Source organism: Novosphingobium terrae, from assembly GCF_017163935.1.
In the GTDB taxonomy this organism is placed as follows: domain Bacteria; phylum Pseudomonadota; class Alphaproteobacteria; order Sphingomonadales; family Sphingomonadaceae; genus Novosphingobium; species Novosphingobium terrae.
Map to the genome: position 1 here is coordinate 3420140 of NZ_JABVZR010000001.1, position 22433 is coordinate 3442572.

Here is a 22433-nt window from a genome sequence, read left to right on the forward strand (position 1 = left end):
CGGGCTTTTGGCTTTGGGCAGGAAGGCATTTCTGGTAGAAAGAAACGTGTCCTCCGGCGATCTCGAACTCCCTGCCGATCTGGCTGAACTGCGTGCGTTGCTCGCGACCACGCAGGCGCGTCTGGCCGCCTCGGAGCAGGCATTGGAGGTCGAGCGCAGCGCCCATGGCGAGACCCGCCAGCAGCTTGAGACCGCCCACAATTCGATTAAGCTGACCGCACTTCAGATCGAGAAGTTCAAGGTCCAGCTTGCCCGCCTGCGCCGCATGAAGTTCGGTCAGTCCTCCGAACGCATGACCCTTGAGGCCGACCAGCTCGAATTTACGCTGGAGGATCTGGAGGTTGAGCACGCCCATACCGAATGCGTGATCGAAGGCCGTGTGCCTGAGGATGCTCTGGCCAAGGATGCGCCCCGCAAACCTCGGCGCGCACCACTTCCCGACCACTTGCCCCGCGATGAGGTGCTGCACACAGCGCCCGATGCGGATGGTTGCTCGGCCTGTGGCGGGGCGATGGGCAAGCTGGGCGAGGATGTGACTGAGGTCTTGGAATACGTGCCAGGCCGCTTTCGCGTCACCCGGCATGTGCGCCCTAAGCTATCCTGCAACCGCTGCGACACGATCAGCCAGGCCCCGGCTCCTGCGTTGCCCGTGCCGCGTGGCCGTGCAGGGCCGGGCCTGCTGGCCCATGTCGTCGTGTCCAAATTCGCGGACCATCTGCCGCTTTACCGCCAGTCCGGGATCTATGCCCGCGAGGGCGTGGAGATCAGCCGCTCGACCATGGCGGATTGGCTGGGGCAAGTCAGTTGGTTGTTGCAACCGCTGGTCGAGCGGATCGCCGATCATGTAATGGCTAGCGCCAAGATCCACGCCGACGATACGCCTGTGCCGGTTCTGGCACCGGGAACCGGCAAGACGGCGACGGGGCGATTGTGGGTCTACCTGCGTGACAATCGGCGATGGAGCGCCGATGACAGGCCAGCAGCACTGTTTCGCTACAGCCCAGATCGCAAGGGTGAGCGACCGCGTGAGCATCTCAAAACCTTTGCAGGTTTTCTGCAAGCCGATGCCTATCCCGGCTTCGAGAAGCTCTATGCCCCTGACCGTCAGCCGGAGCGGATCATGCCGGTGGCCTGCTGGGCGCATGCCCGACGCAAGCTGCATGACGTCTACAAGGCCGACCAACACTCGGCCGCCGCCCAAGGGCTGGACATGATCCGCGATCTTTACGCCATCGAGCGCCAGATTGATGATGTGCCAGCGGATCAGCGGCAGCATGCCCGTATCGCGTCGAAAGCCAAGGTGTTGGATTTCTTTGCCTGGGCCGAGGATGTGCTGTCGCGGGCTTCTGCGCGATCACCCTTGGCCGAGGCTTTGCGCTATGCCGTAAAGCTCAAACCCCAGCTGCTGGCCTACACCGATGACGGCAGACTGGAGATTGACAACAACCCGGCGGAAAATGCGCTCAGGGGCATATGCCTCGGCAGGAAGAATTGGCTTTTTGCCGGGGCTGATTGCGGAGGCGAGCGCGCCGCTGCCATGTGTTCGCTGCTCGAAACAGCCAAGTTGAACGGCGTGAACCCGCAGGAGTGGCTGACCGATGTGCTCGATCGCATCGGCAAGGAGCATCCGATCAACCGGATAGAGGAACTGCTGCCTTGGCACTGGAGTGCATCGACAAAGTAACTCAGGGTGCGATGGAATGCGAAGTTGGCATGCCCATATAATACACTATAAAGATTAAATGCGGCATGGTCATCGGGAGTAGCGAGGATGCGCAAGTCACTTCTGGGAATCGTTGGACTGATGCTCACGGCAGCATCGCCAGCCACGCTACTCACGCCTACTGCAATCCAAAGTGAAATAAGAAGCGAGGGCGCAAAGGCGGTCGTAAACCGCCTCTATAATTCCGGCGCATATGACAAAGTTGTCATGAGTAAGATCAGAAGCGGCAACGTTCAGTGGATACTCCTGGCGAGGCCGCTTTCCGCCGGCACCGACGCCGCGACTTCGGAAGGGCTCACGCAGGCGCTTATCTATGCGTTGCCAAAATCTCCACAGGCCGTGCTCTCGGTCATCGACCTTAGCGGATCATCTTACCCAAGGTCACCAGGTGAGGTCTGTAGCGCGTCCTTCTTTGAGGGCGCCCCCACAAACATTCCAGCATATCGCGCTGCCGCAGTTCGATCCGTCAAGGCCGTCACCGTTCCCAGCCTTCAGGCTGCAAAGCAGATTTGTCTCAAACGCCTCAGGGCCAAGGGTTAGCAACGTCTGCTTCTGCAAGGACATGGTGGCAATATGTGGCATCGAGTGGTGATAACGACGGCCCTGATCGTCTCCAGCGCTGCGGCTTTGGCCGCGACTGCGCACGAGCACGCCCTTCATGGGTGGGATATTTTCAACAAGCAGACAACGCTCCAATGCCCCGCACTCAAAATTGCAGAAAAGCCTGCCGGGGATGTGAATTACTTGGAGGAAGGCTTCCAATCTACCCTCAACGCAAGACAACAAAGAGCTTTCGAGAAAGCCATTCCACGTGTAAATGGTGGACCAAGAGTATGCGCCAACCGAAATGGAATTTCCTGTCCCACAGCATGGGATATGATTGCCATTGAAAAAGCTGGTTTGCTTCCACGTTTTGTAGGTTATGCCTGCTCCAACGGCGGACATATTCCATAACGGGTTTCTGGCGACGGCCTTGGGCGGACGCTTACGCGCAGAGGGCGGAGTCCGGGCAGCCGACCCCGAGACATGGATGCTGGACGCCCGATCAGCCGGTCAACGACTCATCGGCTTATACGGTGGACGTTGCCCTCCGTGGACCTCAGAAATCTTGCCATGCTGACAATCAAATTGGTGGCCCCCAAAATCCGGAGGATCGGACGGTTGTCCATGCAGGGAAGCCGATATGAAGTGCGTTTTCCATCCGTCGATTTGCAGCTATCTTTCCACACAGGCTGGAGATGATGCCGAGCATGGATAGCTTCCCGAGACGCGTAGCCGAAAATATACTTCCGTTGTCGGCGGCAGGTACGTTGCCTGCCGCCTTCCGGGAATGGCACTTCACTGGCCAAACAGTTGATCACGAGATACCGGAGGAAACCTGCCGTCTTTGCGACAAGGAAGGGCTTCGATACCATTTCGAGATCCGGAACGACCAAACCGGTCATCGCCTCGATGTCGGTTCCGAGTGCATCCTCAAATTCCATGTCGCTGTCTTCGACGAGGGGCGCGAGCTCGGACCGGACGAGGCGCGCAAAGCTCTTGTCGAACGGATGCAGCAAATGCGGCTCGAAAGCTGCCTACGCGCGCTGGAACGGCTTGCAGGGGCCGAAGCGAATGATATCCTTTCGAAGGCGCTCGCTTACTATCGGCTTTACAAATCGCTGACGCCAAAATTCGCGAATGTCGTGTTCTGGCGATTGCAGGCCAACGCGATCGATCACGACCCCACCTTCTTCAAGGTACGGCTTGATAAGGCGAGCTATGTCACCGATCTTGGGGCAATGCCCCAGCGCAACGTCCATCGTATCTGGAAAGCGCTAACCTCAGCCCAGCGCAAAAAGGCGATCGCGCTCGGTCATTCGGCACCGCCGGAGTGAGGGGGGCAGGCAACGGTCCGCGAATCAATCTCAAGGCCGCCAAACGATCTGCTGGTTAGCGATGTCGCCGATGCTCCAGTTGCGCGACTGTAGCAGCACGAGTTCGGCGGCTGTGAAGGCATCGCTCCGCATGGCCAGACAAAGCAAGTTGGAAGGACGAGTGACCGCAACATAGTGCTGCTTCAGGCTTTTGCGCAGCTCGGGCTTGTTGGCGGTCAATCCGGATCTCGCGCCCGTAAGCCAATCCTTGATCCGAGTGAGGTGCGACCCCTTATAGTGAGTGTCGAAGACGAGCGTTGCGAGATGAGTCTCACCTTTGACGGAATGGATCGAGCCAACCTTGATCCGAACTGCAGGCTCCATGCTCGGGTAAGAGTAGATGTTCCCCTGCGTTGCCATGACACCAACTGCTTCACGCTCGTCTTCCCACGCCATAAAATCGCCCGCGCTTTCCGCTGCGGCGCTCGCCAGCAAAGCGGTGGCAATATCCGTGATCGGCTTCTTCCAAGTCTGCCACACCCCAGCGTTTTTAGGCAGTTCGCCGGTCGCAACCTTCCAGCACAAAAGATGAAACCGTCGGAGTGTCGCTTTATCGTGCTCGAGAAGCCGGCCTAGCTGCCGGAAGCGGTTGGCCAGATTCGGATGTCGAACGGACGGGTTGAGCATTGTTGCCAGCCGCAGCACAGCATCGGCGGCCTTCTCGGTTATGGGATGAACATCCCCCGTTCCGGCCGCGTCCCGGACACCGCGCCTGAGATAGCCGATCAGGGTGGCAGGCCGCCCCTCGATGCGGGCCAGCTCATGATCGTAACCATCCCAATAGTGGGCCACGCAATTTGGCGTATCCGGTCGATTGGTGTCGCGATGGATCGCTCCGACCGCCGCGAAAACGCCGGCCGCACGCTCTGCGGGACTGAACCGCGTAGTCAAAAGATGCGCGAACGCCGGGAGCACATCCGTGGCCTGTTGGGCGCCGAAGAGCAGGATCGCAGCTTGTCTGCCCTGTTCGGCATCAGGATGCTCACGCAAACCGATAAGGCCTGGAGGGGACAGGGCAAGCCCGTCCGCCAGCGTTGCGATCTGGGGACCGAAGCGATGGCTGTTGGCCACCGGGATAGAAATTGCCGCGTTGGGAAAGACGTCGCCGTTCGTGCCATTCACATCGGTTGCGGACGCGCTCCCATAAATCGCTTGGTTCATGTCGCCGAAGCGCTGACGCACGACCGGCCGTTCACCCTCCACAAAAACACGATGAAGGATCGCGGACTGGACGTCATCATTGTCCTGAACCTCGTCCAGAAACAGCACCGGGAATCGCTGACGGACTGCGTTCCGTAGATCAGGATTGCGATCGAGGGCCTGTGCTGCCCAGATCATCATGTCATCGTGGCAGAAATATCCCTCCGCTGTCGTGGCCCGACAAGCAGCAACGAACGCCTGATAGGTCGCGGTGTGCTTTCCGAGCGGCCCACCGCCCCAAGCGACGTCGCCAACATCGTGGTTGGCATCGACGATCCGAAGGGGATGAGGTGGATGGCTCCCGCTCACGACATTTGAATGTCATGATGAGGTTGCCGTCAGGCAAACCCACGCAAGGAGCCATCCGCCATGGAAATTAGCACGATCGGCCTCGATCTGGCCAAAAATGTCTTCCAGGTTCACGGTGTCGACAAAGAGGGCACCGTCATTGTGCGCAAGGCGTTGCGCCGAGCGCAAATGTTGCCCTTCTTTGCAAGGCTATCGCCCTGCCTTGTCGGCATCGAGGCTTGCGGGACATCGCATCATTGGGCGCGGGAACTGCAAAACCTTGGTCACGAGGTGCGACTGATGCCGCCATGCTACGTGAAGCCCTATGTAAAACGCGGCAAGAACGATGCTGCTGATGCCGAGGCCATCTGCGAGGCGGTGACACGTCCGACGATGCGGTTCGTGGCGATCAAGTCTCGTGAGCAGCAGGCGGCCCTGTCACTTCACCGGGTGCGCTCTCTTTTGACTGGTCAACGTACACAGTTGGTCAACATGATGCGCTGCCAGTTAGCAGAGTTTGGTATCGCCATTCCGATCGGACTTGGGCGGGCGCTGCATCTGGCGCAACAGATCGAAGATGGCGAGGCCGCGATTGATCTGCCACCACAAGCGGCGCAGGTGATCGGCATGCTGTGCGAGCTGGTGCTCAAGCTTCATGCCCGGCTTCATGAACTTGATTTGCGCCTGGAAGCTCTCCGGCGAAGCGATGACATGGCGCGTCGGTTGGCGACGATCCCGGGCATTGGTTCGATTGGCGCAACCGCGCTGGCAGCATCGGTTACCGACCCGCACCAGTTCAGGTCTGGCCGCCAGTTTGCCGCATGGCTTGGCCTGACACCGCGTCAGCAGTCGAGTGGCGGCAAGGAGCGCCTTGGCCGGATCACCAAGATGGGCGATAAATATCTACGGCAGCTGTTGGTCATCGGGGCGACCTCCCTGCTACGCCGCGCCAAGGAGGGCCCTGCAACGGTTCACCCGTTTCTCGTTGGGATACTGGCTAGAAAATCTGCCCGCGTGGCCAGCGTCGCCATGGCCAACAAGATAGCGCGGATCGCGTGGGCGGTCATGACACGCGGTCAGGTCTATCAATCACACCATGTGCCCGGATTGGCCGCATGAGTACGCAATCCGGCTGAGGTGATCGGCCGAACGGAGTTGTGAGCGCAAAGAGAAATGATGGCGACACCGGTCAGACCGGGAACAGGGACAACCCGTGGAAAGTCTTAGGCGCAACAGCCTGTGAAGGCGATAGGAACTCTGTTTTTCGGACCCCATCAGGGCCAGCAGTCCGAAACGACTGCATCAACAGGCCGGACAGACGACTGCACCCGACCGATCGTCAGAATTTCAAAAAGTGCTTGCAACGCGGGAGCCATCCACAGAAGACCCTCCCGGCGCTTAGTTTGCAAAACCCGAGCACGTTGGGGCGGGGTCAGCTTGTGCAGCCGCCTTCGGAGGCAGATGTCGTCGTCGATCGCGACCACGTCGATCCCCTGCGATCTAAGCCAGGGAAGCGCGATAAACTGATTCACGAACCCGTGAATCGTGCCGATAAAGTGCGGATAGGAAAGGATCGCCCGGCCGGCGGGGTCAGCACCAAGCCTTTTCTCGATCTCCAGCCGAGCCACATTGGTGTGAGAGAGCACACAGACGCCTGAGGCGGGCAAGGTCCAGCGCTTCGCCAATATCGCGAGTTTCGCGACGAGCAGCGTCGTCTTCCCACTGCCGGGGCAAGCTGCGACGTCGATCGATCCGTTCGAACGCAAAACGGCAAGGCGCGCATCCTCACCATCAGCTCCGTGAAACGCCAGGGCTGGCAGACCCAGACTGGTGCAGGCAGCGGCGATGTCCTCGTCGCTGACAGCCCGTGCCAGAAGCTCCGCTACACCGATCACGCTAGCGCGTCGCCGGCATTTCCCGTAGCATAGTCGATCGTCGCCCGGACATAGAGTGGTAGGAGGCCGCGAAGCGTGGCCGGAGGCAGACGGCCCCGGCCCGCTGCGCGATCGAGCAACGCCGCCAGATATTGGGCCGCAATCGCCTTCGAGGCACTGCCTCGATACTTCGCATATACCGAGGTGCTGCGGCTCTCAGGGTCCAGGTTAGACAGGTCGCGGAAGTTGCGGATCGAGGTTCGCAGGACATCGGCTACCGTCATTCGGCCCGCATGGATGCGTTCGTCGGCAATCGCGAGATCCGCAGCAATCCACACCTCCCTCGCGAGGCCGAAATGCGCAAGATCATATTCAAGGGTCCATTCGTCGGCGACAAAGGTGCGGACCGATTGACCGTTGGCACGGGCAGCAATTGAAGCGCGTTGGCGCTCAAGGCCATCGTCCTCGAAGTCATCCTTCTTGCGCCACCGCCTGCTGCTTTTTGTGGGCACCGAACCATCTGGAGCGGTAAGACCGAGTATGGCCGGCGCACAATCGGGCATCACATCCATGTCTGTCATGCAGGCCACCGGGACGTTGAGTAGGCCCTGCTCGTCCGCCGCGCGGCGCTGGAAAATCCGCCCATATCGGCCGAGGCCCGTACCTCCAACATTGACAACTGACACACCATGGCGTGCCAAATCCCTACCGATCAACCTGGCGAGCGTGGGCAAGAGGATATTCTCGGCATCGCCTTCCACGATGATGACGCCGCGAGCAAAGAAGAGGTTTGCTTTCGTGGCATCCAGAAATCGCTCGAGAAACGCATAGTCGTCCGGCGCGAGCAAGGTATGTTCGGGGCCCATCGGGAACGCCCGCCCATTGCGAATTAGCACAAGATTCTCGAGTTTGAGCGACGAGGCAAGCGATGGGCTGTGGGTGGTCATCAAGACCTGAAGCCCATGCTCGACATCCCGATCCACAATCGCCTTCTGCTTCAGAAAGTTGATCAGGAGATGTTGGCGCTGGGGATGGAGATGCGCCTCGGGCTCTTCGATTAGCAGCGCAGGATAACCCTCATTTTCTTGGCTGAGGAGAAGTAGCTCGGATGCCATGAACAACAGATTGTTGGAGCCAAGGCCGCGCCCTGGGGGTGGGTCCGCAACACCGTCGTCGCGCAAATCGAGTTCAAGCTTCTCCAAAAGTTGTCGTAGCCGTGCGGATTTGTCGCCGCGAGCGCCACTAACCGAGATCGCACCCTTCAGCGTATCGCCTTCGAACGAGAGCTTGGCGAGATAGTCGTCGTTTAGGCGTGCTCGTGCGTTACCTATCCCGGCCTGGCGCTCCAACAATTCGTTGGCGAAGTCACCTATGCCGAGGACGCTCAGTGTCGCCGGATCTTCCGGAAAAGCCGCAGGATCAAAGTCCTCGCCGACGCTCTCGATCTCTTCAGTCTGCTGGAGTATCTGGGCGAGCCGAGATCCGCGGCCGGCCGAAAGAGCATGATCGGCATCGCGGAGTGGCCGCAGATAAGTCGCGCAAAGTAGAGCTCGTGCCGAGGCCTCCAGAGCCGGACCACCGCCCGTGGCACCTGAACGGCACTCTACGGTCGTGAAACGTCTCGACGGACCGCGGGAGCCCGCCAGCGCCTGCCAATGCAAGAACAGATGGGCCTTGCCATCGAGATAAGTGAGGTGCTCGAGGAAAGCCCCACGATCGCCAGCGCTGAGTGCATCGAACCTCAAGAGAATTCGGATTTCGTTTCTAGCTACACCACCATCCGGCGGCTGATGGAAATCTGCCTCACCCACCCTGAAGTAATCCTGGCCCCGCGTACCCAAAACAAGTCGGATGGCATCAACGATAGCGGTTTTGCCGGAATCATTCTCTCCCACCAATGCCGCGATGCCGACCGGCAAAGTCAGCCGAAAAGCGGCATCCCCTTCGCCGAAAGTCCTAAAGTTTTCGATCTGTATTTCAGCCAGTCGCACATGTCTTCCCCGGATGGTTCGCTAAAACACATTTCCCCACTAAGACATAGCGGTCTCGCGATTGCAATCCACCGATAGTCTTGGGCATCCGAGATAGAAAAGCGGGCTGGCCGCACCTAGGGACGATAGATCGGTCGCGGAATGACCGAAAAGGGTTGGTCACGGAAGCGTGCGCCGATCTGATCGAATGTCAGCTATCCTATTTCCATGCTTTCGGAGCTGCCGTTCTGGATCGTCCCACAGGGCTGTCGCTAAACCGGATCAACGTTTTGCGGGCCGATCTGGATTTTGCAATCCACCAGCCCCTTGATTTTGAGCGCTTCCGCGTTGCAATCGGCCATGTTCTGGGCGTTGTCGTGATAAACGTTGATGGCGCGCACCACCCGCTGCCACTCCGCCAGATCAGCGACCTGCAGCAAGCGGAACCCCGCCTCCCTCTCTTTCAGTCCCAGCATCTTCGGCACCCTGGGCTGAGGCCAGTGCCAGTTTTCTGGCACTGGCCCATCAATTTACCGATGCAGACATTCCCCTAGGATCAGGCCAACCACCAGCGCCGCGGCTGCACTCGCTGCAATCCAGTTGCGCTGAACCCTAAATGTCAGAGCCGAAGCGACCATCATCTCGATGGACTGAGCGGCGCGTTCAAGCCTGGTCTGGGCACTGCCCCATGCAGCATGATCGACCTGCCGCCACTCTTGCCCTGCCTTTTCGATCTGCCGGGCAATGTCCTCCGGCGTCAGCCTGACCCCTGGCTTGTCCGCCAGTATGTACATGGCATCCCGCACTTTCTGAAAGCACTGTTGGATGTTCTCCAGATCCGGCCTGTAATCACGGCCATGCAGTTCCTGCTGCCGAACGGCAAAGCCATCCACGGCTGCCGTCAATCCGGCCAACCGCTGCCCAATGGCATCGAAGGCAAGCTCCAGCTGATCTGACTCGGGCGATGGGGAAGAGGATTCGGTCATGAGAAACAGACCTCCGATGTGAGTTGAGAAGCACGATCCGCATCCGTCTGGAAAGACGAACGCCTCGCGCCCGCCAGCCTACATCCCGATGCTGATCCCGCGCGAGCGGCCCAACCACTCCTGGAGGTCCTGAGACAAACTTCCGCTCTCACGAGAACTCAGCCCTATGAGCCGCTTCTGTTCACGCAGCAGCGACTCGATCTGCGGGTCGCGCTGGAGCTGCTTTGCCATGTCGCGCATACCGGCGCAAACCCGTTCGGCGCGCTCATCATACCCGTCTCGTTTGAACGCCTGAAGCTTCTGGGCGCGGCTGTTCCACTCACTGGCAAAGGCATCGGCACGCAGCTGCGGATTGGTGCGCAGCTCCGCCTCCAGTTGAAGCTGACGGATGGTGTTGGCCGTGCGCCCATTGGCCGCCTCGCTGACCAGAGCCGGGTCTTTGGAAAACGCCGCATGAAGATCGCGGGCCCCCTGCGGCTGCAACGCATCCAGCGCCTCGGTTGCCCGCGCCCTTTCGGCCTTCTGCATTTCCAACGGGGCAAGGCCCCGCTCCTTCATCCGGGTGATCTCGACCATGGCCTTGGCATACCGCTCGACGGCCTTGCCCAAGGGGTCTTCCTGAACCTTCGGTTCGGGCATGGCGAGCTTCCCCAGCTTCAGCCCATCAAACCGCCCGCGTGCCGGTGGCGGCGGGGCTGCCGGTTCAACAGCAGGCGCGCGCAACCGCAGCCCGTCGAAACGCCCACGCGGCTTTTCGGCTTCGGGTGGCTTGGTAGGCTCTGGCCCAGCCTTGTCGGGACCAGGCCGCTCCCTGGGCGGCGCCATCTTATCGAAGGCGTCGCGAAACTTCTCCGGCATCGCCTTGCGCAGCATCTCGACAATGCGTTCGCTGACCCTGATGCCCCGCCGCTCGGCAAAGGCCTGGGCGGGATTAGACGCGGGCTGTGCTTCTCGGCCCTGTGCATAATCCGTGGCCATATCCTTCGAACGATCCCGGCCGAGCCGATCGGCCAGCTCACGCCGATCGGCGAAGTCATCCCGCCCAAAATGCAGCTCCACGCCATCGCGATGGCGTGACAAGGCGACATAGGAACCATGGGCATCCAGACCGGGCGTGGCCAGTACGTGGGTCCGGTCCACCGTCATGCCCTGCGCCTTATGGATGGTGGCGGCGTAGCCATGATCGACATGTGCATAGTCCTTCAGATCGAAGGAGACGGGCTGCCCATCATCCAGCCTCGCTGTCATGCCCGTCTGGCTGACCGCCTCGATGGTTGCCAGCGTGCCGTTCTTGACCTCAAGGCTCCGCTCATTCTTGAGGAACATGATGCGGTCCCCGGTGGCGAAGCACCGTTCTCCGCGCTCTACCTTGATGGTCACATCGTCGCCCAACTCACCAGCACTGCGCAGCCTGCCGCGCGCGGCCTCGTTGAGTTCATGAACCTCGGCATTGGTGTGGGTCAGGATGATCCGGCTCGCCTCCGGTTTTTCCCGCCGCTGGGTATCCCAACGGTCGATCAGATCGACCCGCGCGGCCTCGCGGGTTTCCGCCGCATGGACGTGATCCTTGTCCGCGTAGGCCTCGATTGCGGCATCCACCTTGCCTGTCGCCAGATCGCGCGTGGCCTGGCGCTGCCAGTCCTCACGCTGCCGCCGAACCTCAGTGATTTCCACGCCACCGTGCCGCTCATGGATCGCGCGGAAGGCCGCGCCCGCCTCGATGGCCTGGAGTTGCTGCGGATCACCGACCATCACCAGCTTGGCCCCGGCCTCGGCGGCATGAGCGACAACCCGCTCAAGCTGGCGGGTGCCGACCATCCCCGCCTCATCGATCACCAGCACATCGCGCGAAGTCAGCAGGTCATAGCCCTGCTTCCAGCCGTGCTCCATGCTGGCCAGCGTGCGCGAAGCGATGCCCGATCCGCTCTCCAGATTTTCCGCTGCGATGCCGGAGAGTGCCGCGCCCCGCACAGTGTAGCCAGCCTCCTCCCAGGCTTCGCGGGCAACACCCAGCATCGCGCTCTTGCCCGCCCCCGCCGTGCCGATCACCACACCGAGATCGCGAGCGCCCGTCACATGGGCCAGCGCATCGGCTTGTTCGCCCGACAGCACCAGATTGCGCTCGCTGGCGGCGCGGGCCAGCGCGCCCTCCCGCGCTGCATCGCTGACACGGTGATGCTCGCGCTGCGCCATCAGTTCCACCGCCCGGCGCAACCGCTCCTCCGTCTCGATCATCTCCTTGCTGGTGAAGCGCTCCTGCCCCGATGCATCGTGCCCCAGCTCGACCAGTTCGGGCGAGCCCTTCACCGCTGCCGTCACCGCGTTGAACTGCTCCAGCCCCTCGCTGTGGCGGTGAACGAAGCGCGCCAGATCGCGGTTGGTGAAGGTCGCCTGTTGATGGGTGATGGCGTCCAGCGCCAGCTCCGGATAGGCGATCAGCTTTTCGCCGTTCTCCCGCGCAATGCGGAGATGATCCTCGGCCCGGTCGCTGTCCAAACCCTGCCCCTGCATGCGCTGTCCGGCGGCGCCGATCTTGTGCTGGGGCTCAAGGTCGATGCCCTGATCCTCATAGCTGCGGTGATCCACGCTGGCATCGATATCCAGCTCGGCCAGGCGCTGGTTGACATGATCGGCCCAAGCCTCGCGCCAATGAGTCAGAAGCTCGGTCCGGTTCCAGTCGCGAACCTTGGCGCCGAAGGTGTTCGCCCCGTTCTCGTCGGTGCGGACTTCCCGCATCGTCAGCATCACATGGGCATGGGGTTTGGGGCTGCCGTCCTCCCCCATATCCCAGTGGACATTGAGATCGGCGATCATGCCCCGGTTCACAAACTCGGCTTTCACAAAGTCACGGGCCAGCGCGATGCCCTGCTCCTGATTCATCTCGCGAGGGATGGCGAACTCTACCTCGCGGGAGAGCTGGGCGTCCTTGCGCAGCTCGGCGGCCTCGACCGCATTCCAGAGCTTCTCGCGATCCAGCCATTCTTCGTTGGCGCCTTCGGGCAGCAGCACTTCGCTGTGGACCACGTCGCGCTTGTTGGAAAAGTCATGGGTTCGGCCCAGGCGCTCATCGTGCAGGCGGCCCGCGCAGCGGTAGGCGGCGGCGGCCACGGCGGAGGAGCCGCTGGCGCGCGAGATGACCTTGGCCGAGAAGTGGTAGATCGCCATGACGGCCATCCATCTACACCTCAAAGCGCACGTCGGCACGACGTATAAGCGCGCCCTCCAACCCTTTCGGGATATTCGGGATCACACGGTCTCAGGGGATTTCAGCAACTTGGCATCGCTTGCAGCAAGGGATAGCTGGTCTGTCCGTTCCCCTCAAGGAAGGACCGACTCGATGCGTAAACCTCGCGATTTCGATGCTGACCTCAAGGCCCTGGAAGCCCGCGCCAACCAGCTCAAAACCCGCAAGCAACAGCAGCTCGGCGAGTTGGTGATTGCGACCGGGGCTGACGCGCTGCCGATCGAGGAGCTGGCGGGCGCGTTGCTCGCCGCTGCTGCATCCACCGTCACCGCGCCCAACGCCACCGAACGACAGACGCGGGAGGGCTGGCGCAAGGCGGGCGCGGCCTTCTTTCAGCGCGGGACGAAATCCGCAACATCTGGCGCTGATCGCGGTGATGGCAGCGCACCGCCGCTCACGCCAAGCGCTCAACCGGCTCAAGGTTCAGGCGGCGCGGCGTGACACCCGCGAATGGCAAGTGAAGCGCCGTGAACGCACGCGCCATCTGATCGAGCTCGGCGGACTGGTCATCAAGGCCGGACTCGTCGAGCTGGCCGAAGATGATCGCGCGGTACTGCTCGGTATCATGGTGGAGGCTGCCGCCCGATTGCGCGGCGAGGAGCGCGAAAAAGCGCTGACATTATGGCGGCGACGCGGGCAACGGACATTCGCCGCGGACCGGGATGGGGAATGCCGACCGTGATAGCCGGGCACAGGTCTACGGGGCGCTGCAACTCGATAGAGAATGGGAGGCTTCCTGCTTTAACCCTTGAGGAAGGAAGCCTCCCATACCTCATGGGCAAGGATCTTTGCCCGCAAGGCAACCGCATCGTGCCGGGCATTGTGCGGCACCGCTGAAGGATGCTCTCCCCCCGCAATGATGATGTCCGGGTCGAAGAGCTCGAAGCGCAAGCCGCGCACGGGTAGCATCATGCCGGGACCGGTGATCAGCAGACGCGATGCATGAGCGATGTCCTCCGGCCAGTCCGCGACCAGTAACGGCGCCTCATCGTTATGGAGGTACCGGGCAAAGCGCTTGGCCACCTCGGCCCGACTGCGAGGCTTAACTTCCAGCACGGGCAAGACGTTTTCCGCGACCCATGGCGTCGGCGCCGCGCAGGTGATGGCCTCATAGAAATGCGACCGGGCCTCATCCTCCGGAACCAACGCAATGGAAATCAGCTCGCCGCCAAAGCCATTGAATTCCGTGTCGAGGAAGTAGCGCATGCCAATCTCCAGAAAGTGAGGGGGAAGGCGCTGATCGGGGAAACGTCCCGCTATGAAGCCAACCGATTCCGGCAGACCTGTTCAACCGCTTGCTGCAACTCAACCACCCGTCCGGCGGCATAGTTCAGCTCATCAACCGTTATGACGTAGGCATCGGAGTAGCGCGCGTTAACGTAAGCCTGCCGCAACAGCTCATAACAGCGGCGGCTCATGCGATCATTGCGTGGCCAAGCCGCGATTAGTTCAGGCGCCACTTCTTCTGCATGGGAGCGCAGGAAATTCAGCTTGTGGGATTTAGGGCTGTAGAGAGTCAGCACAAGCAGCGTGCAATGGTAGAGCCGCTCTACCGCCTGATGCAGAACGAAAGCTGCCTCATTGTTGTCGCCATTTTCTATCGCGACGAGCGCCATCTTCCGGAAGGCAGCCGCGCTGGAAAACCATTTGTCGAAATACCCCTGCGCCTCAACCTTGGCCTCTGGTTCGGGCAGATGGCGGGGCTGGGCGAAACAAAACCCTTCTTCATCGTAGAGGGCGATACCATCCCGCACGATGTCGATGAAGAAGGGCCGTCCGCGTTCCAGCTGATAGTTCACATCCGTCAGCGAATGGACGATCAGATTGACCGGCGCCGACAGGGTGTTGAAGATCGTCATGTCACGCATCAGCCGCGATTCCGCCGCCGACCAGAATTCAAACTCTGTCAGCCGCTCATCACTGACCACGATCAGAATATCATAGTCAGATTTGTAACCCCCGACCGGGTCATCCACCCAGGTGCCACGGGCATAGCTGCCGTAGAGCACGATCTTGAACAGCCGCCCCTGCTTCTTCCATTTCTGGGTGCCGGTGGCATGGGCCGCTTCGAATTCCTCGAAGAGCACGCGCACGATATGGGCCAGCTCACGCTGCTTTTTGGCCGGGAGATGGTCGAGTTCCGTGCGCATGGATCGAATCCTAGCAATTCAACGGTTTTGCGCAACCTTGCCCGACACGAGAGCCGGGCAAGGCCGCATCAGCTCACCACAGCCAGCGGCGCCACCAGTGCCGGTGCGGATCGCGAAGGTTGCGGTCCAGATTGTAAAGGGCCCTGCCGACAAGCTTCATCACCTTCTCGTCGGACATGCCGATCTTCTCCCCGATCTCGGCATAGGACAGATAATCCAGTCTCACAGAGAGGAACACATCCCGCTCCAGCCTCGACATGCGCAACAGTGCATCGTTCATCCGCGCGATCGTTGCAGCATCAGGCGGAGGGCCCTTGGCAGGTCGCTTCGGGGGCACGCAGCTTGCCCTGACCCGTTCATAAGCGCTCTTTGGCCGCACACTCATCCGCAGACTGGCCCTGATTGTTTCCAGATCGGCAAGAGGAAGCGCAGCAACGTGCTCGCGCCATTGCTCCATGCCCGAATGGGAGTGATGCAAATGCTCGACAGCCTTGGCGAACTGCCGCCTCACCTGCTTGCGGGACAGGCCGGTCTGTCGGCACATTTCCTCCATCGAGAGCTTATGGAAGCGCCAGGCAATGAAGATGTCGCGAGCCAAATTCGGCATGGCTGCGAAGATAGCCTCCATCTCCGCAAGGCTTGGCGCGTTGACATCGGGCGCCGCTCCAACCTCGGCGCCCTCGATGCCTGCCGCTTGATCCAAAGGCTCGCCTCCGGCAGGCCCGACGGAACCGGACTGATTGCCCGTGCCCGCCCCGCTCATGCGACGCCTCCCGCATCAATCGCAGCATCAACGCCGGCCCGAAACGCCAGCAAAAAATCAGCCGCCTTGCTGGCCTGACTTGCCGCCCGGAAGATCGCGCGGTTGTCACCCTTCAGCACCTCCAGCCAACAAGCGATGTAGTCAGCGTGCCGCACGGTCGGCACGATGCCCAAGGCGGCGCAGGTGAAGGCGCTGCACATCTCCGCGATCAGTTCCTCCCGCCCATAAGAGGCAGTGCCGAACCGCCCGGTCTGATCGCGATCCAGCCGGGAGGGATGGCCCGTCCAATGGCCTAGCTCATGCAATACGGTGCGATAGTAATTGATGGGCTCGATGAAAGCTGCCTGCAACGGCACCTCGATCCGATCAGCACGCGGCCTGTAGCAAGCATTCGGTGATCCGACGGTAATGTTGGCCCCGCTCGCCGCAATCAGCGCCTCGGCCTCAGGGATGGTCACCAGATCGGCCCGTTGTTCCCGATCTTCGGCTTCATAGAGATGCTCGGGCAGCCCGTCACATTGCGCAACATTGAATACCGTGAAGCGCTTGAGGAAAGCAATCTTGCGCGCCTCATCCCCGGCGCCTGATGACGCCCCTTCGTCCGCGCCCACGCCGCCATCGCTACCCCGCTCATCCTTGGGCGTAAAGCGATCAGCATAACAGACGGTGACTCCGCGCTCGCCCTTGCGGACATGGCCGCCCAGCGCCTCGGCCTGCTTGAACGTCAGCCAGCGCTGCGCGGTAAACTCCCGATCAAAAAGGGCCTGCCAGAGAATCAGAATGTTGATCCCGGAATAGGGCCGTCCGGTGCCTGCGTTTCTCGGGAAGCCAGCCAGCACAAAGGAATTGTCCCAAGGCTGCACCCAAGGGAGCCGCCCCTCTTCCAGCTCCGCAACAATGCGCGCCGTCACCGTGGAATAGAGCTCCTCCATCGGCCGGGGCCGGGAAGCCTCCGCATCGGATTGGTCCGAACGCTTGGAAAGCCTGCGCGAGGTATGATTGAAAGCCATGATCCTTCACTCCTGCCTGAACCGCCGCAAACCGGCGCCGGTCTGGCGGGTGGGCGGCAGGAGCATGACCAGAAGGCCTGTCGATGGAGGCGCGGGGCACCCGCAGGGCCGCAATGGAATGGAGGACCCCGGCTCTGCCGGGGTTGCGCCGCGCCGCGACGGGCCTACAGGGCAGCGACGCCCACCCGTCAGACTGGAGCCGGAGGCCAACGCCATCACGCGCAGCGTGATGTCTGCCAGGACGGGCAAAGCCCGGCCGCCGCGCCAAAGGCGCGGCCCTTCACCCCTTCCGCGTCAGCGATCGCAGCGGCTTTGCCGACGAGACGCCAACGGCGACTCGAGTGGAGCGCAGCGGAACCAGAGCGCGACCGGCGCCCCGAACAGGGGAGCCGGAGACGTCCTGAGACTAATTCGTCAAAAAGCGCATCTACGCTGTAGACCGCTATGGACGCCTGTAGACCTCTACGGATGCCAACGGATTTTCCGCTTCGTCTCAGCCTCTTGCAACTTCACACAAGCTCACAAATGTTACCTGGATAGCAGGCCGGATCACCCGCTCTGCTCGAAAGGAGATGCTCTGATGACCATCCAGCCTGACTGCTATATCCGCATCAGCGAAGTGCTCAGAAGGACAAGCCTGAGCCGCGCCACCCTCTACCGGAAAATTCAGGAAGGAAGCTTCCCGGCCCAGGTCCGCCTTTCCCACCGCTGCTGTGGCTGGCGCGAGTCTGCGATCAAGCACTGGTGCGAGAACCCGTACAATTGGTCGGTCGACAGTATGCGTCAGCAAGACCGGATCGCTGATTAAGAAGACCGATACATCCTGACTCCATCGGTGTGCATGCCGCCGATGGGCCATCTCGATCAAAATCCCTGCCGCAGACAGAAAGGAAGCCAGCGCCCATCTGTCCGCCTCCAGCCACTATGTCCTCACTTGCGGGGGGAGCAAACGGGTTCATATAGGTGCATATTGGTTCAAGGCGGCCGATACAGCTCGACATGCCTTGATCTTCCAGCGAATCGGATGAATTATACGTCTCGTGAGCGCGACCTTGACCTTGAAAGGGTTTGGATATGAGCTCGCCTGTGCAACCGGATCGCTACCTTCGCCTTGGTGCCGTCCTCGACCGTACCGGGCTGGGTCGATCCACGATCTATCGCAAGATCAAGGAAGGCACATTTCCGTCTCAGGTCAGGATCTCGACGCGATGCGCCGGATGGCTGGAGTCAGCGATCAATGACTGGCTGAAAAATCCCGCACGCTGGACAACCGAAAACGGCTCGTCCTGAGCAGGTGATCAACAATGGCTCCGGGGCTGGAGAAAATCCGCAGACAAACTGCTTTCTTTCGGCGGTATCGTTCCACCAAAGCACCGTGATAATTGACAGAATCAGCTCACCAAGCTGTATGATCATTGACCCGGGACGAAGGCTTCCATCCCTAGCTTCGGGAAAAGAAGGCATGGTGTCATCTACCGGAGGCGGGTTTGGTCAAGCAGGCAGATCTTTTCAGCAGCAACGCTGAACCGGTGACATCCCTGCTGAACGATCTGCTTCACGCGGCAGATGCCGTTCTGGTCAAGAAACTGTCGAACAACGACCGCGACTGGGCACAATTCGAGAACAAGCACCAGGCTGGTGTCTATATGCCACCGCCGCAACGCGACAGCGGCTTCTTCCCGACACTCGTTACAAAGGCACGCACGTACGGGCGCGAAAGCGCAATCCGTGAAACTTTTTTCGAAACCATCTGGCCACAGGTGGAAGAGAAGAAAAAGACCCGGCTGGTTCACTACACCAGCAAGGGCGCCGAAACCCATATGACCGGGGTGCCCAAGGCGGCCTTCGCAACGCTGCTGCCATCCTCATGGCTGGTCATGGGGCGATATAACGGTGAACTTCCCCGCTTCGAATGCCTGACGGTGGATGCGAACTCCGACGACGCCCATCTGCTTGAGGATACGCTCGGCATCGGCCCCGACTTTGTCGCAGGCATTTTCGAACCGCGCGAGATCCTCGCGGCTGAACGTGCCCATATCCTCGATTTCGCGGAACAGGTCGCCATCGCATGGGCAGCGGGCGACATTGCCGCGTTTGCAACCGGCCGCGCCGCCATGCCCGCTACCGCCGAACTGGCTGTTCTGGCCAGAGGCCAGTATCTGGGCGAAAAGCAGCTCCCGAACCTGAATCCGTTCGAAATCGACAATCCGGGTGACGTGATCCGTGACATCAGCCGTGGCACCGAATGGGAGCTGTTCCGGGAATTCCAGCGGCGTGAACGCGCTGTCGAGGTTGTCCGCTCGATCCTTGGCGACACACCGTTCGAGCTGACAACCGCAGAAACGATCCGCCGCCTCGTGAACGGAATCGCCGATATCGACCGCATCATGCTGTCAGCCAGCCAGCAGCGCAAATCCAGGGCAGGCTACTCCTTCGAACACCATATCGAGGCGATGCTTCAGGACGGTGGAGTGCCCTTCGACAAACAGGTCATCATGGAAGCCAAGAAACGGCCTGACTTCGTACTGCCCTCCGCCCGGCATCTCACAGGCTCGGCCAGCGGGCCCGCTGCCGGCCTCATCCTGAGCGCCAAGACCACGCTGCGGGAACGCTGGAAACAGGTTCAGCGCGAGATGACCTCGAACGACCTGTTCCTTGCGACTGTCGATGAATCGATTGCTGCCAATGCGATCGAGGACATGGCAAGCCTCGGCATCATCCTTGTGGTGCCCGAGAGCCTGAAAAAATCGAAATCGACGGAGTATGTCCGTCACGATAACGTGATCGACTTCCGCACTTTCTTCCGCGAAGAGCTGGCCGGGCGGCGTATTCCAGCGTGGACAACTGCCTGAAAGTCGGAAGAGAGGATCAGCGGCTTTCCGGCTTCAGCGGATCAGGAACCGGTACGTGCCGGTCCTCGCCTATGCTCAGGAATGTTTCGTCACCGCGCAGGAAAGCATCGCAGGACATCAGCACATCTTCCAGCGGTTGCCTGGTCCTTCCCTTGAGCTGACATTCCCAGACCTCCAGCACCCGCCAGCCATCGCCAAGGAGGCTCTGCCTCACCCGCATGTCGCGCGTGATGTTGGAGCCGATCTTGGTAGCCCAGAATTCCTCGCGCGTTTTGGGCCATTTGAAGAGATGGCAGTCATGGCCATGCCAGAAGCATCCATGAGCAAAGACAAGCGCCCGGCGCCCGGCAAACACCAGATCCGGCTTGCCGGGCAGCTTCTGGCCGTGCAGCCGGTAGCGCCAGCCCAGCGCATGAAGTCCTTTACGGAGAAGCATTTCCGGCTTCGTATCGGCCCCCCGGATGCCGGCCATCATCCGGCTCCGAATCTCCGGGGAAACGACGTCAGCCAACGGCAGCCATGTCCCGCAGGGGCACCGCCTCTTCAGCCTCGATTTCCAGCATTCTGGTGATGAACGGTTCCATGTATTTTGCGATTGCCTCGACCACCGGGACAACCACGGCGTTGCCGAACTGGCGATAGGCCTGTGTGTCCGAGACCGGAATATGCCACTTCCGCTCGTCGCTCTCGAACCCCATCAGGCGCGCGCATTCCCGGGGGGTCAGACGACGCGGGCGCGTGCCCTTCTGGTTGATCAGGATCTCGGAACCATCCTTGTGGTAACGGGCCGACAGCGTCCGGGTGACGTCGCCCGGGCCAAACATGCTGTAGCCGAAGCCGTTGCCCGCCTTTTCATGCTTGGCGCGGTAGTCCTGAAGATACTCCCACAGCCGGGGTGTCAGCGTGTATTTGGCGTCCACCTCGTTATGGGAATGCAGGATCGACTGAAGGGTTGGCCAGTCCTCCTGCGGCGGGACCAGATCCTTGAACCCGTCAAATTTGAAGCCAACGTCCTTCCGGAAGCCCACGATGAAAATGCGCTCGCGCTTCTGGGGCACCCAGGGCTCGGAGCTGATGATTTTCACATCGATCTCGTAGTCCAGATCATCCTCGAGCGTACGGCGGATGACCTCGAAGGTGTTGCCCTTGTCGTGCCGCTGGAGATGCTTGACGTTCTCCAGCAGGAAAGCGGCCGGCCGGTGATGGCGCAGGATGCTCTCGATCTCGAAGAACAGGTTGCCCTGCTTCTCGTCGGCAAAGCCATGAGCACGGCCAAGGGAATTTTTCTTGGACACGCCGGCCAGCGAGAACGGCTGGCAGGGGAAGCCTGCCAGCAACACATCGAACTCCGGGATCAGCGCCGGATCGGCTCCATAGGGCCGAATATCACCGACCATCAGGTGGTCGTCGCCATCCGGAAAATTCTTGCGATAGGTCTCGTTCGACCAGCGATCCCATTCGCTGGTGAAGACGCACTTGCCGCCAATCCCCTCGAAACCGATCCGCAGGCCGCCGATGCCTGCAAACAGATCGATAAAGCGGAATTTGGCTGGCTTGCGCGCTGCCAGCCGCGCGGCTGCTATCCCCTGAATTTTCTCACGAACCAGCTTGGGCGCCTCGACCTCTCCCGCTACGTAGCGCCGGATATGGCGAGGGGTCACCCCCAGCTGCTCCTCGGCTTCCTCCAGCGACAGCCCTGACTGGGCAAAAAATGTCGCGAAGCTGCCGTTTGTCATAGTTCATTACTCCAAGCCGGCAGAGAACATTTGCCGGGTCATTTTTTGACACCATGACAGCACGATTCCCGCCGCGCAACCCCATTTGTTCCAGTAATGTTCGCGCACTCGGGAGTTGTCTACAGCCTTGAAGGACCAGCGCGCGATCACGTTTCGCCGGAGCTTAACAATTGCGCATGCAGGGAACATGCATTCGTAAAAGCGAGGTGATTCGGTGATTGATCAAGAGTTTGAGGGTCCATTCTTCAAGCGGCTTAGCCATAATGACAGCGGCGCCGCCAAGGGAAAGCAGGCCGGCTTTGTGATCCCCAAGCCGTCTCGGGAGTTTTTCCCGCCGCTTCCGGAACCCACTGACGACCAACCCGCACACCACGTCACAATCAGGGCCATTCTCAACCTCGACGGTCGGCATCATCCAACCTGCATCCAATCAGAGGCAAGCTGGCAAAAAAGAACAATCCCCCTGGTCATTTGAACAAATGAAGACTACATCCTCCATGTGAAAGGATATCGTCATACCTGGCCTCGCCACTCCGCAGACTGATCGCGCCCCGGCGCTGAGCGAAGCCATCGTCCGCATCGCCGAGTTCTGGGCGCTCAGCAACACCAAGCTTGGGGCAATCCTCGGCCTCTCCGCGCCAACAATCTCCCGTCTGAAGCGAGGGACAACCGAACTGGATCCAGCCTCCAAATCCTTCGAAGCCGGGCAATTCCTGCTGCG

Annotated in this window: 23 protein-coding genes and 1 pseudogene; 12 read left to right on the forward strand and 12 right to left on the reverse strand. The window is 60.7% G+C overall.

Annotated elements, in window-relative coordinates; all coding sequences use genetic code 11:
• The first annotated feature begins 46 nt into the window (after positions 1-46).
• From tnpC to HGK27_RS15330, 4 genes are all read left to right on the forward strand, one after another.
• On the forward strand, positions 47-1684 hold the full coding sequence (gene tnpC, locus HGK27_RS15315; protein WP_206240135.1) for an IS66 family transposase: 1638 nt from the start codon (positions 47-49) through the stop codon (positions 1682-1684).
• A gap of 87 nt (positions 1685-1771) precedes the next feature.
• Positions 1772-2263, forward strand: coding sequence for a hypothetical protein (locus tag HGK27_RS15320; RefSeq protein WP_206240134.1), 492 nt, complete (start codon positions 1772-1774; stop codon positions 2261-2263).
• Positions 2264-2296: 33 nt separating this feature from the next.
• Positions 2297-2677, forward strand: a complete 381-nt coding sequence (locus HGK27_RS15325) for a hypothetical protein (RefSeq protein WP_206240133.1) — start codon at positions 2297-2299, stop codon at positions 2675-2677.
• Positions 2678-2973: 296 nt separating this feature from the next.
• The gene (locus tag HGK27_RS15330) at positions 2974-3600 is read left to right on the forward strand and encodes a hypothetical protein (protein WP_206241658.1); all 627 of its coding nucleotides are present in this window, start codon (positions 2974-2976) and stop codon (positions 3598-3600) included.
• 30 nt (positions 3601-3630) lie between these two features.
• Here the strand turns inward: HGK27_RS15330 and HGK27_RS15335 are convergent, their stop codons facing one another.
• Complete coding sequence (locus tag HGK27_RS15335; RefSeq protein ID WP_206241659.1) at positions 3631-5148, reverse strand: UvrD-helicase domain-containing protein; 1518 nt, start codon at positions 5146-5148, stop codon at positions 3631-3633.
• 60 nt (positions 5149-5208) lie between these two features.
• On the opposite strand from HGK27_RS15335, the gene HGK27_RS15340 reads away from it, so the two are divergent.
• The gene (locus HGK27_RS15340; RefSeq protein WP_206239818.1) at positions 5209-6246 is read left to right on the forward strand and encodes an IS110 family RNA-guided transposase; all 1038 of its coding nucleotides are present in this window, start codon (positions 5209-5211) and stop codon (positions 6244-6246) included.
• Positions 6247-6401: 155 nt separating this feature from the next.
• On the opposite strand, the gene HGK27_RS15345 is transcribed toward HGK27_RS15340, so the two are convergent.
• The 5 genes from HGK27_RS15345 to traA form a co-directional block, all read right to left on the reverse strand.
• A complete protein-coding gene (locus tag HGK27_RS15345) occupies positions 6402-7022 on the reverse strand; it encodes a UvrD-helicase domain-containing protein (protein ID WP_206241660.1) in 621 nt (206 codons plus the stop codon).
• Positions 7019-8992, reverse strand: coding sequence for an ATP-dependent nuclease (locus HGK27_RS15350; RefSeq protein ID WP_206241661.1), 1974 nt, complete (start codon positions 8990-8992; stop codon positions 7019-7021). Before HGK27_RS15350 ends, HGK27_RS15345 begins: the two co-directional genes overlap by 4 nt.
• Before the next feature lie 251 nt (positions 8993-9243).
• The gene (locus HGK27_RS15355) at positions 9244-9447 is read right to left on the reverse strand and encodes a hypothetical protein (protein WP_206241662.1); all 204 of its coding nucleotides are present in this window, start codon (positions 9445-9447) and stop codon (positions 9244-9246) included.
• A gap of 54 nt (positions 9448-9501) precedes the next feature.
• Positions 9502-9957 (reverse strand): DUF6118 family protein, encoded by a 456-nt coding sequence (locus HGK27_RS15360; RefSeq protein WP_206241663.1) that lies wholly within the window; start codon positions 9955-9957, stop codon positions 9502-9504.
• Positions 9958-10035: 78 nt separating this feature from the next.
• Positions 10036-13122 carry a Ti-type conjugative transfer relaxase TraA gene (gene traA, locus HGK27_RS15365; protein ID WP_206241664.1) on the reverse strand — a complete coding sequence of 1029 codons (3087 nt, stop codon included), beginning with the start codon at positions 13120-13122 and terminating at the stop codon, positions 10036-10038.
• 172 nt (positions 13123-13294) lie between these two features.
• On the opposite strand from traA, the gene HGK27_RS15370 reads away from it, so the two are divergent.
• Together HGK27_RS15370 and HGK27_RS15375 are read left to right on the forward strand one after the other, a co-directional pair.
• Positions 13295-13642: a conjugal transfer protein TraD gene (locus HGK27_RS15370; RefSeq protein ID WP_206241665.1), complete on the forward strand. Its 348-nt coding sequence runs from the start codon at positions 13295-13297 to the stop codon at positions 13640-13642.
• A 16-nt stretch (positions 13643-13658) separates the two neighbouring features.
• Complete coding sequence (locus HGK27_RS15375) at positions 13659-13883, forward strand: conjugal transfer protein TraD (RefSeq protein WP_206241666.1); 225 nt, start codon at positions 13659-13661, stop codon at positions 13881-13883.
• Positions 13884-13942: 59 nt separating this feature from the next.
• On the opposite strand, the gene HGK27_RS15380 is transcribed toward HGK27_RS15375, so the two are convergent.
• The 4 genes from HGK27_RS15380 to HGK27_RS15395 all read right to left on the reverse strand — a co-directional run bounded on the left by HGK27_RS15380 (position 13943) and on the right by HGK27_RS15395 (position 17046).
• The gene (locus tag HGK27_RS15380) at positions 13943-14407 is read right to left on the reverse strand and encodes a hypothetical protein (protein WP_206241668.1); all 465 of its coding nucleotides are present in this window, start codon (positions 14405-14407) and stop codon (positions 13943-13945) included.
• A gap of 50 nt (positions 14408-14457) precedes the next feature.
• Positions 14458-15351 carry a HEPN domain-containing protein gene (locus HGK27_RS15385; protein ID WP_206241670.1) on the reverse strand — a complete coding sequence of 298 codons (894 nt, stop codon included), beginning with the start codon at positions 15349-15351 and terminating at the stop codon, positions 14458-14460.
• A gap of 73 nt (positions 15352-15424) precedes the next feature.
• Complete coding sequence (locus tag HGK27_RS31070; RefSeq protein WP_241127200.1) at positions 15425-16114, reverse strand: sigma factor-like helix-turn-helix DNA-binding protein; 690 nt, start codon at positions 16112-16114, stop codon at positions 15425-15427.
• The gene (locus HGK27_RS15395) at positions 16111-17046 is read right to left on the reverse strand and encodes an ArdC family protein (protein WP_206241672.1); all 936 of its coding nucleotides are present in this window, start codon (positions 17044-17046) and stop codon (positions 16111-16113) included. The genes HGK27_RS31070 and HGK27_RS15395 overlap by 4 nt, the downstream gene beginning before the upstream one ends.
• A 658-nt stretch (positions 17047-17704) precedes the next feature.
• On the opposite strand from HGK27_RS15395, the gene HGK27_RS15400 reads away from it, so the two are divergent.
• The 3 genes from HGK27_RS15400 to HGK27_RS15410 all read left to right on the forward strand — a co-directional run bounded on the left by HGK27_RS15400 (position 17705) and on the right by HGK27_RS15410 (position 19976).
• Complete coding sequence (locus HGK27_RS15400) at positions 17705-17932, forward strand: helix-turn-helix transcriptional regulator (RefSeq protein ID WP_206241673.1); 228 nt, start codon at positions 17705-17707, stop codon at positions 17930-17932.
• 266 nt (positions 17933-18198) lie between these two features.
• The gene (locus HGK27_RS15405) at positions 18199-18414 is read left to right on the forward strand and encodes a helix-turn-helix transcriptional regulator (RefSeq protein WP_206241674.1); all 216 of its coding nucleotides are present in this window, start codon (positions 18199-18201) and stop codon (positions 18412-18414) included.
• A gap of 197 nt (positions 18415-18611) precedes the next feature.
• A complete protein-coding gene (locus tag HGK27_RS15410) occupies positions 18612-19976 on the forward strand; it encodes a type II restriction endonuclease (RefSeq protein WP_206241675.1) in 1365 nt (454 codons plus the stop codon).
• A gap of 16 nt (positions 19977-19992) precedes the next feature.
• Here HGK27_RS15410 and HGK27_RS15415 read toward each other — a convergent pair whose 3' ends face one another.
• Both HGK27_RS15415 and dcm read right to left on the reverse strand, forming a co-directional pair.
• Complete coding sequence (locus tag HGK27_RS15415; RefSeq protein ID WP_241127202.1) at positions 19993-20451, reverse strand: very short patch repair endonuclease; 459 nt, start codon at positions 20449-20451, stop codon at positions 19993-19995.
• A gap of 28 nt (positions 20452-20479) precedes the next feature.
• A complete protein-coding gene (gene dcm, locus HGK27_RS15420) occupies positions 20480-21712 on the reverse strand; it encodes a DNA (cytosine-5-)-methyltransferase (protein ID WP_206241677.1) in 1233 nt (410 codons plus the stop codon).
• Positions 21713-21926: 214 nt separating this feature from the next.
• Between dcm and HGK27_RS15425 the strand changes: the two genes are divergently transcribed.
• Together HGK27_RS15425 and HGK27_RS31365 are read left to right on the forward strand one after the other, a co-directional pair.
• On the forward strand, positions 21927-22187 hold the full coding sequence (locus HGK27_RS15425; protein WP_206241679.1) for a DNA binding protein: 261 nt from the start codon (positions 21927-21929) through the stop codon (positions 22185-22187).
• A 40-nt stretch (positions 22188-22227) separates the two neighbouring features.
• Positions 22228-22431, forward strand: a pseudogene (locus HGK27_RS31365) (antitoxin Xre-like helix-turn-helix domain-containing protein); the annotation flags it as partial.
• Positions 22432-22433: the final 2 nt, after the last annotated feature.

Coding starts and splice junctions, on each gene's coding strand:
- HGK27_RS15320 (WP_206240134.1), top strand. CDS start 1,772: ATGCGCAAGTCACTTCTGGGAATCGTTGGACTGATGCTCACGGCAGCA.
- traA (WP_206241664.1), bottom strand. CDS start 13,122: ATGGCGATCTACCACTTCTCGGCCAAGGTCATCTCGCGCGCCAGCGGC.
- HGK27_RS15400 (WP_206241673.1), top strand. CDS start 17,705: ATGACCATCCAGCCTGACTGCTATATCCGCATCAGCGAAGTGCTCAGA.
- HGK27_RS15370 (WP_206241665.1), top strand. CDS start 13,295: ATGCGTAAACCTCGCGATTTCGATGCTGACCTCAAGGCCCTGGAAGCC.
- HGK27_RS31070 (WP_241127200.1), bottom strand. CDS start 16,114: ATGAGCGGGGCGGGCACGGGCAATCAGTCCGGTTCCGTCGGGCCTGCC.
- HGK27_RS15385 (WP_206241670.1), bottom strand. CDS start 15,351: ATGCGCACGGAACTCGACCATCTCCCGGCCAAAAAGCAGCGTGAGCTG.
- HGK27_RS15380 (WP_206241668.1), bottom strand. CDS start 14,407: ATGCGCTACTTCCTCGACACGGAATTCAATGGCTTTGGCGGCGAGCTG.
- HGK27_RS15405 (WP_206241674.1), top strand. CDS start 18,199: ATGAGCTCGCCTGTGCAACCGGATCGCTACCTTCGCCTTGGTGCCGTC.
- HGK27_RS15360 (WP_206241663.1), bottom strand. CDS start 9,957: ATGACCGAATCCTCTTCCCCATCGCCCGAGTCAGATCAGCTGGAGCTT.
- dcm (WP_206241677.1), bottom strand. CDS start 21,712: ATGACAAACGGCAGCTTCGCGACATTTTTTGCCCAGTCAGGGCTGTCG.
- HGK27_RS15340 (WP_206239818.1), top strand. CDS start 5,209: ATGGAAATTAGCACGATCGGCCTCGATCTGGCCAAAAATGTCTTCCAG.
- HGK27_RS15325 (WP_206240133.1), top strand. CDS start 2,297: ATGTGGCATCGAGTGGTGATAACGACGGCCCTGATCGTCTCCAGCGCT.
- HGK27_RS15355 (WP_206241662.1), bottom strand. CDS start 9,447: ATGCTGGGACTGAAAGAGAGGGAGGCGGGGTTCCGCTTGCTGCAGGTC.
- HGK27_RS15415 (WP_241127202.1), bottom strand. CDS start 20,451: ATGATGGCCGGCATCCGGGGGGCCGATACGAAGCCGGAAATGCTTCTC.
- HGK27_RS15330 (WP_206241658.1), top strand. CDS start 2,974: ATGGATAGCTTCCCGAGACGCGTAGCCGAAAATATACTTCCGTTGTCG.
- HGK27_RS15395 (WP_206241672.1), bottom strand. CDS start 17,046: ATGGAGGAGCTCTATTCCACGGTGACGGCGCGCATTGTTGCGGAGCTG.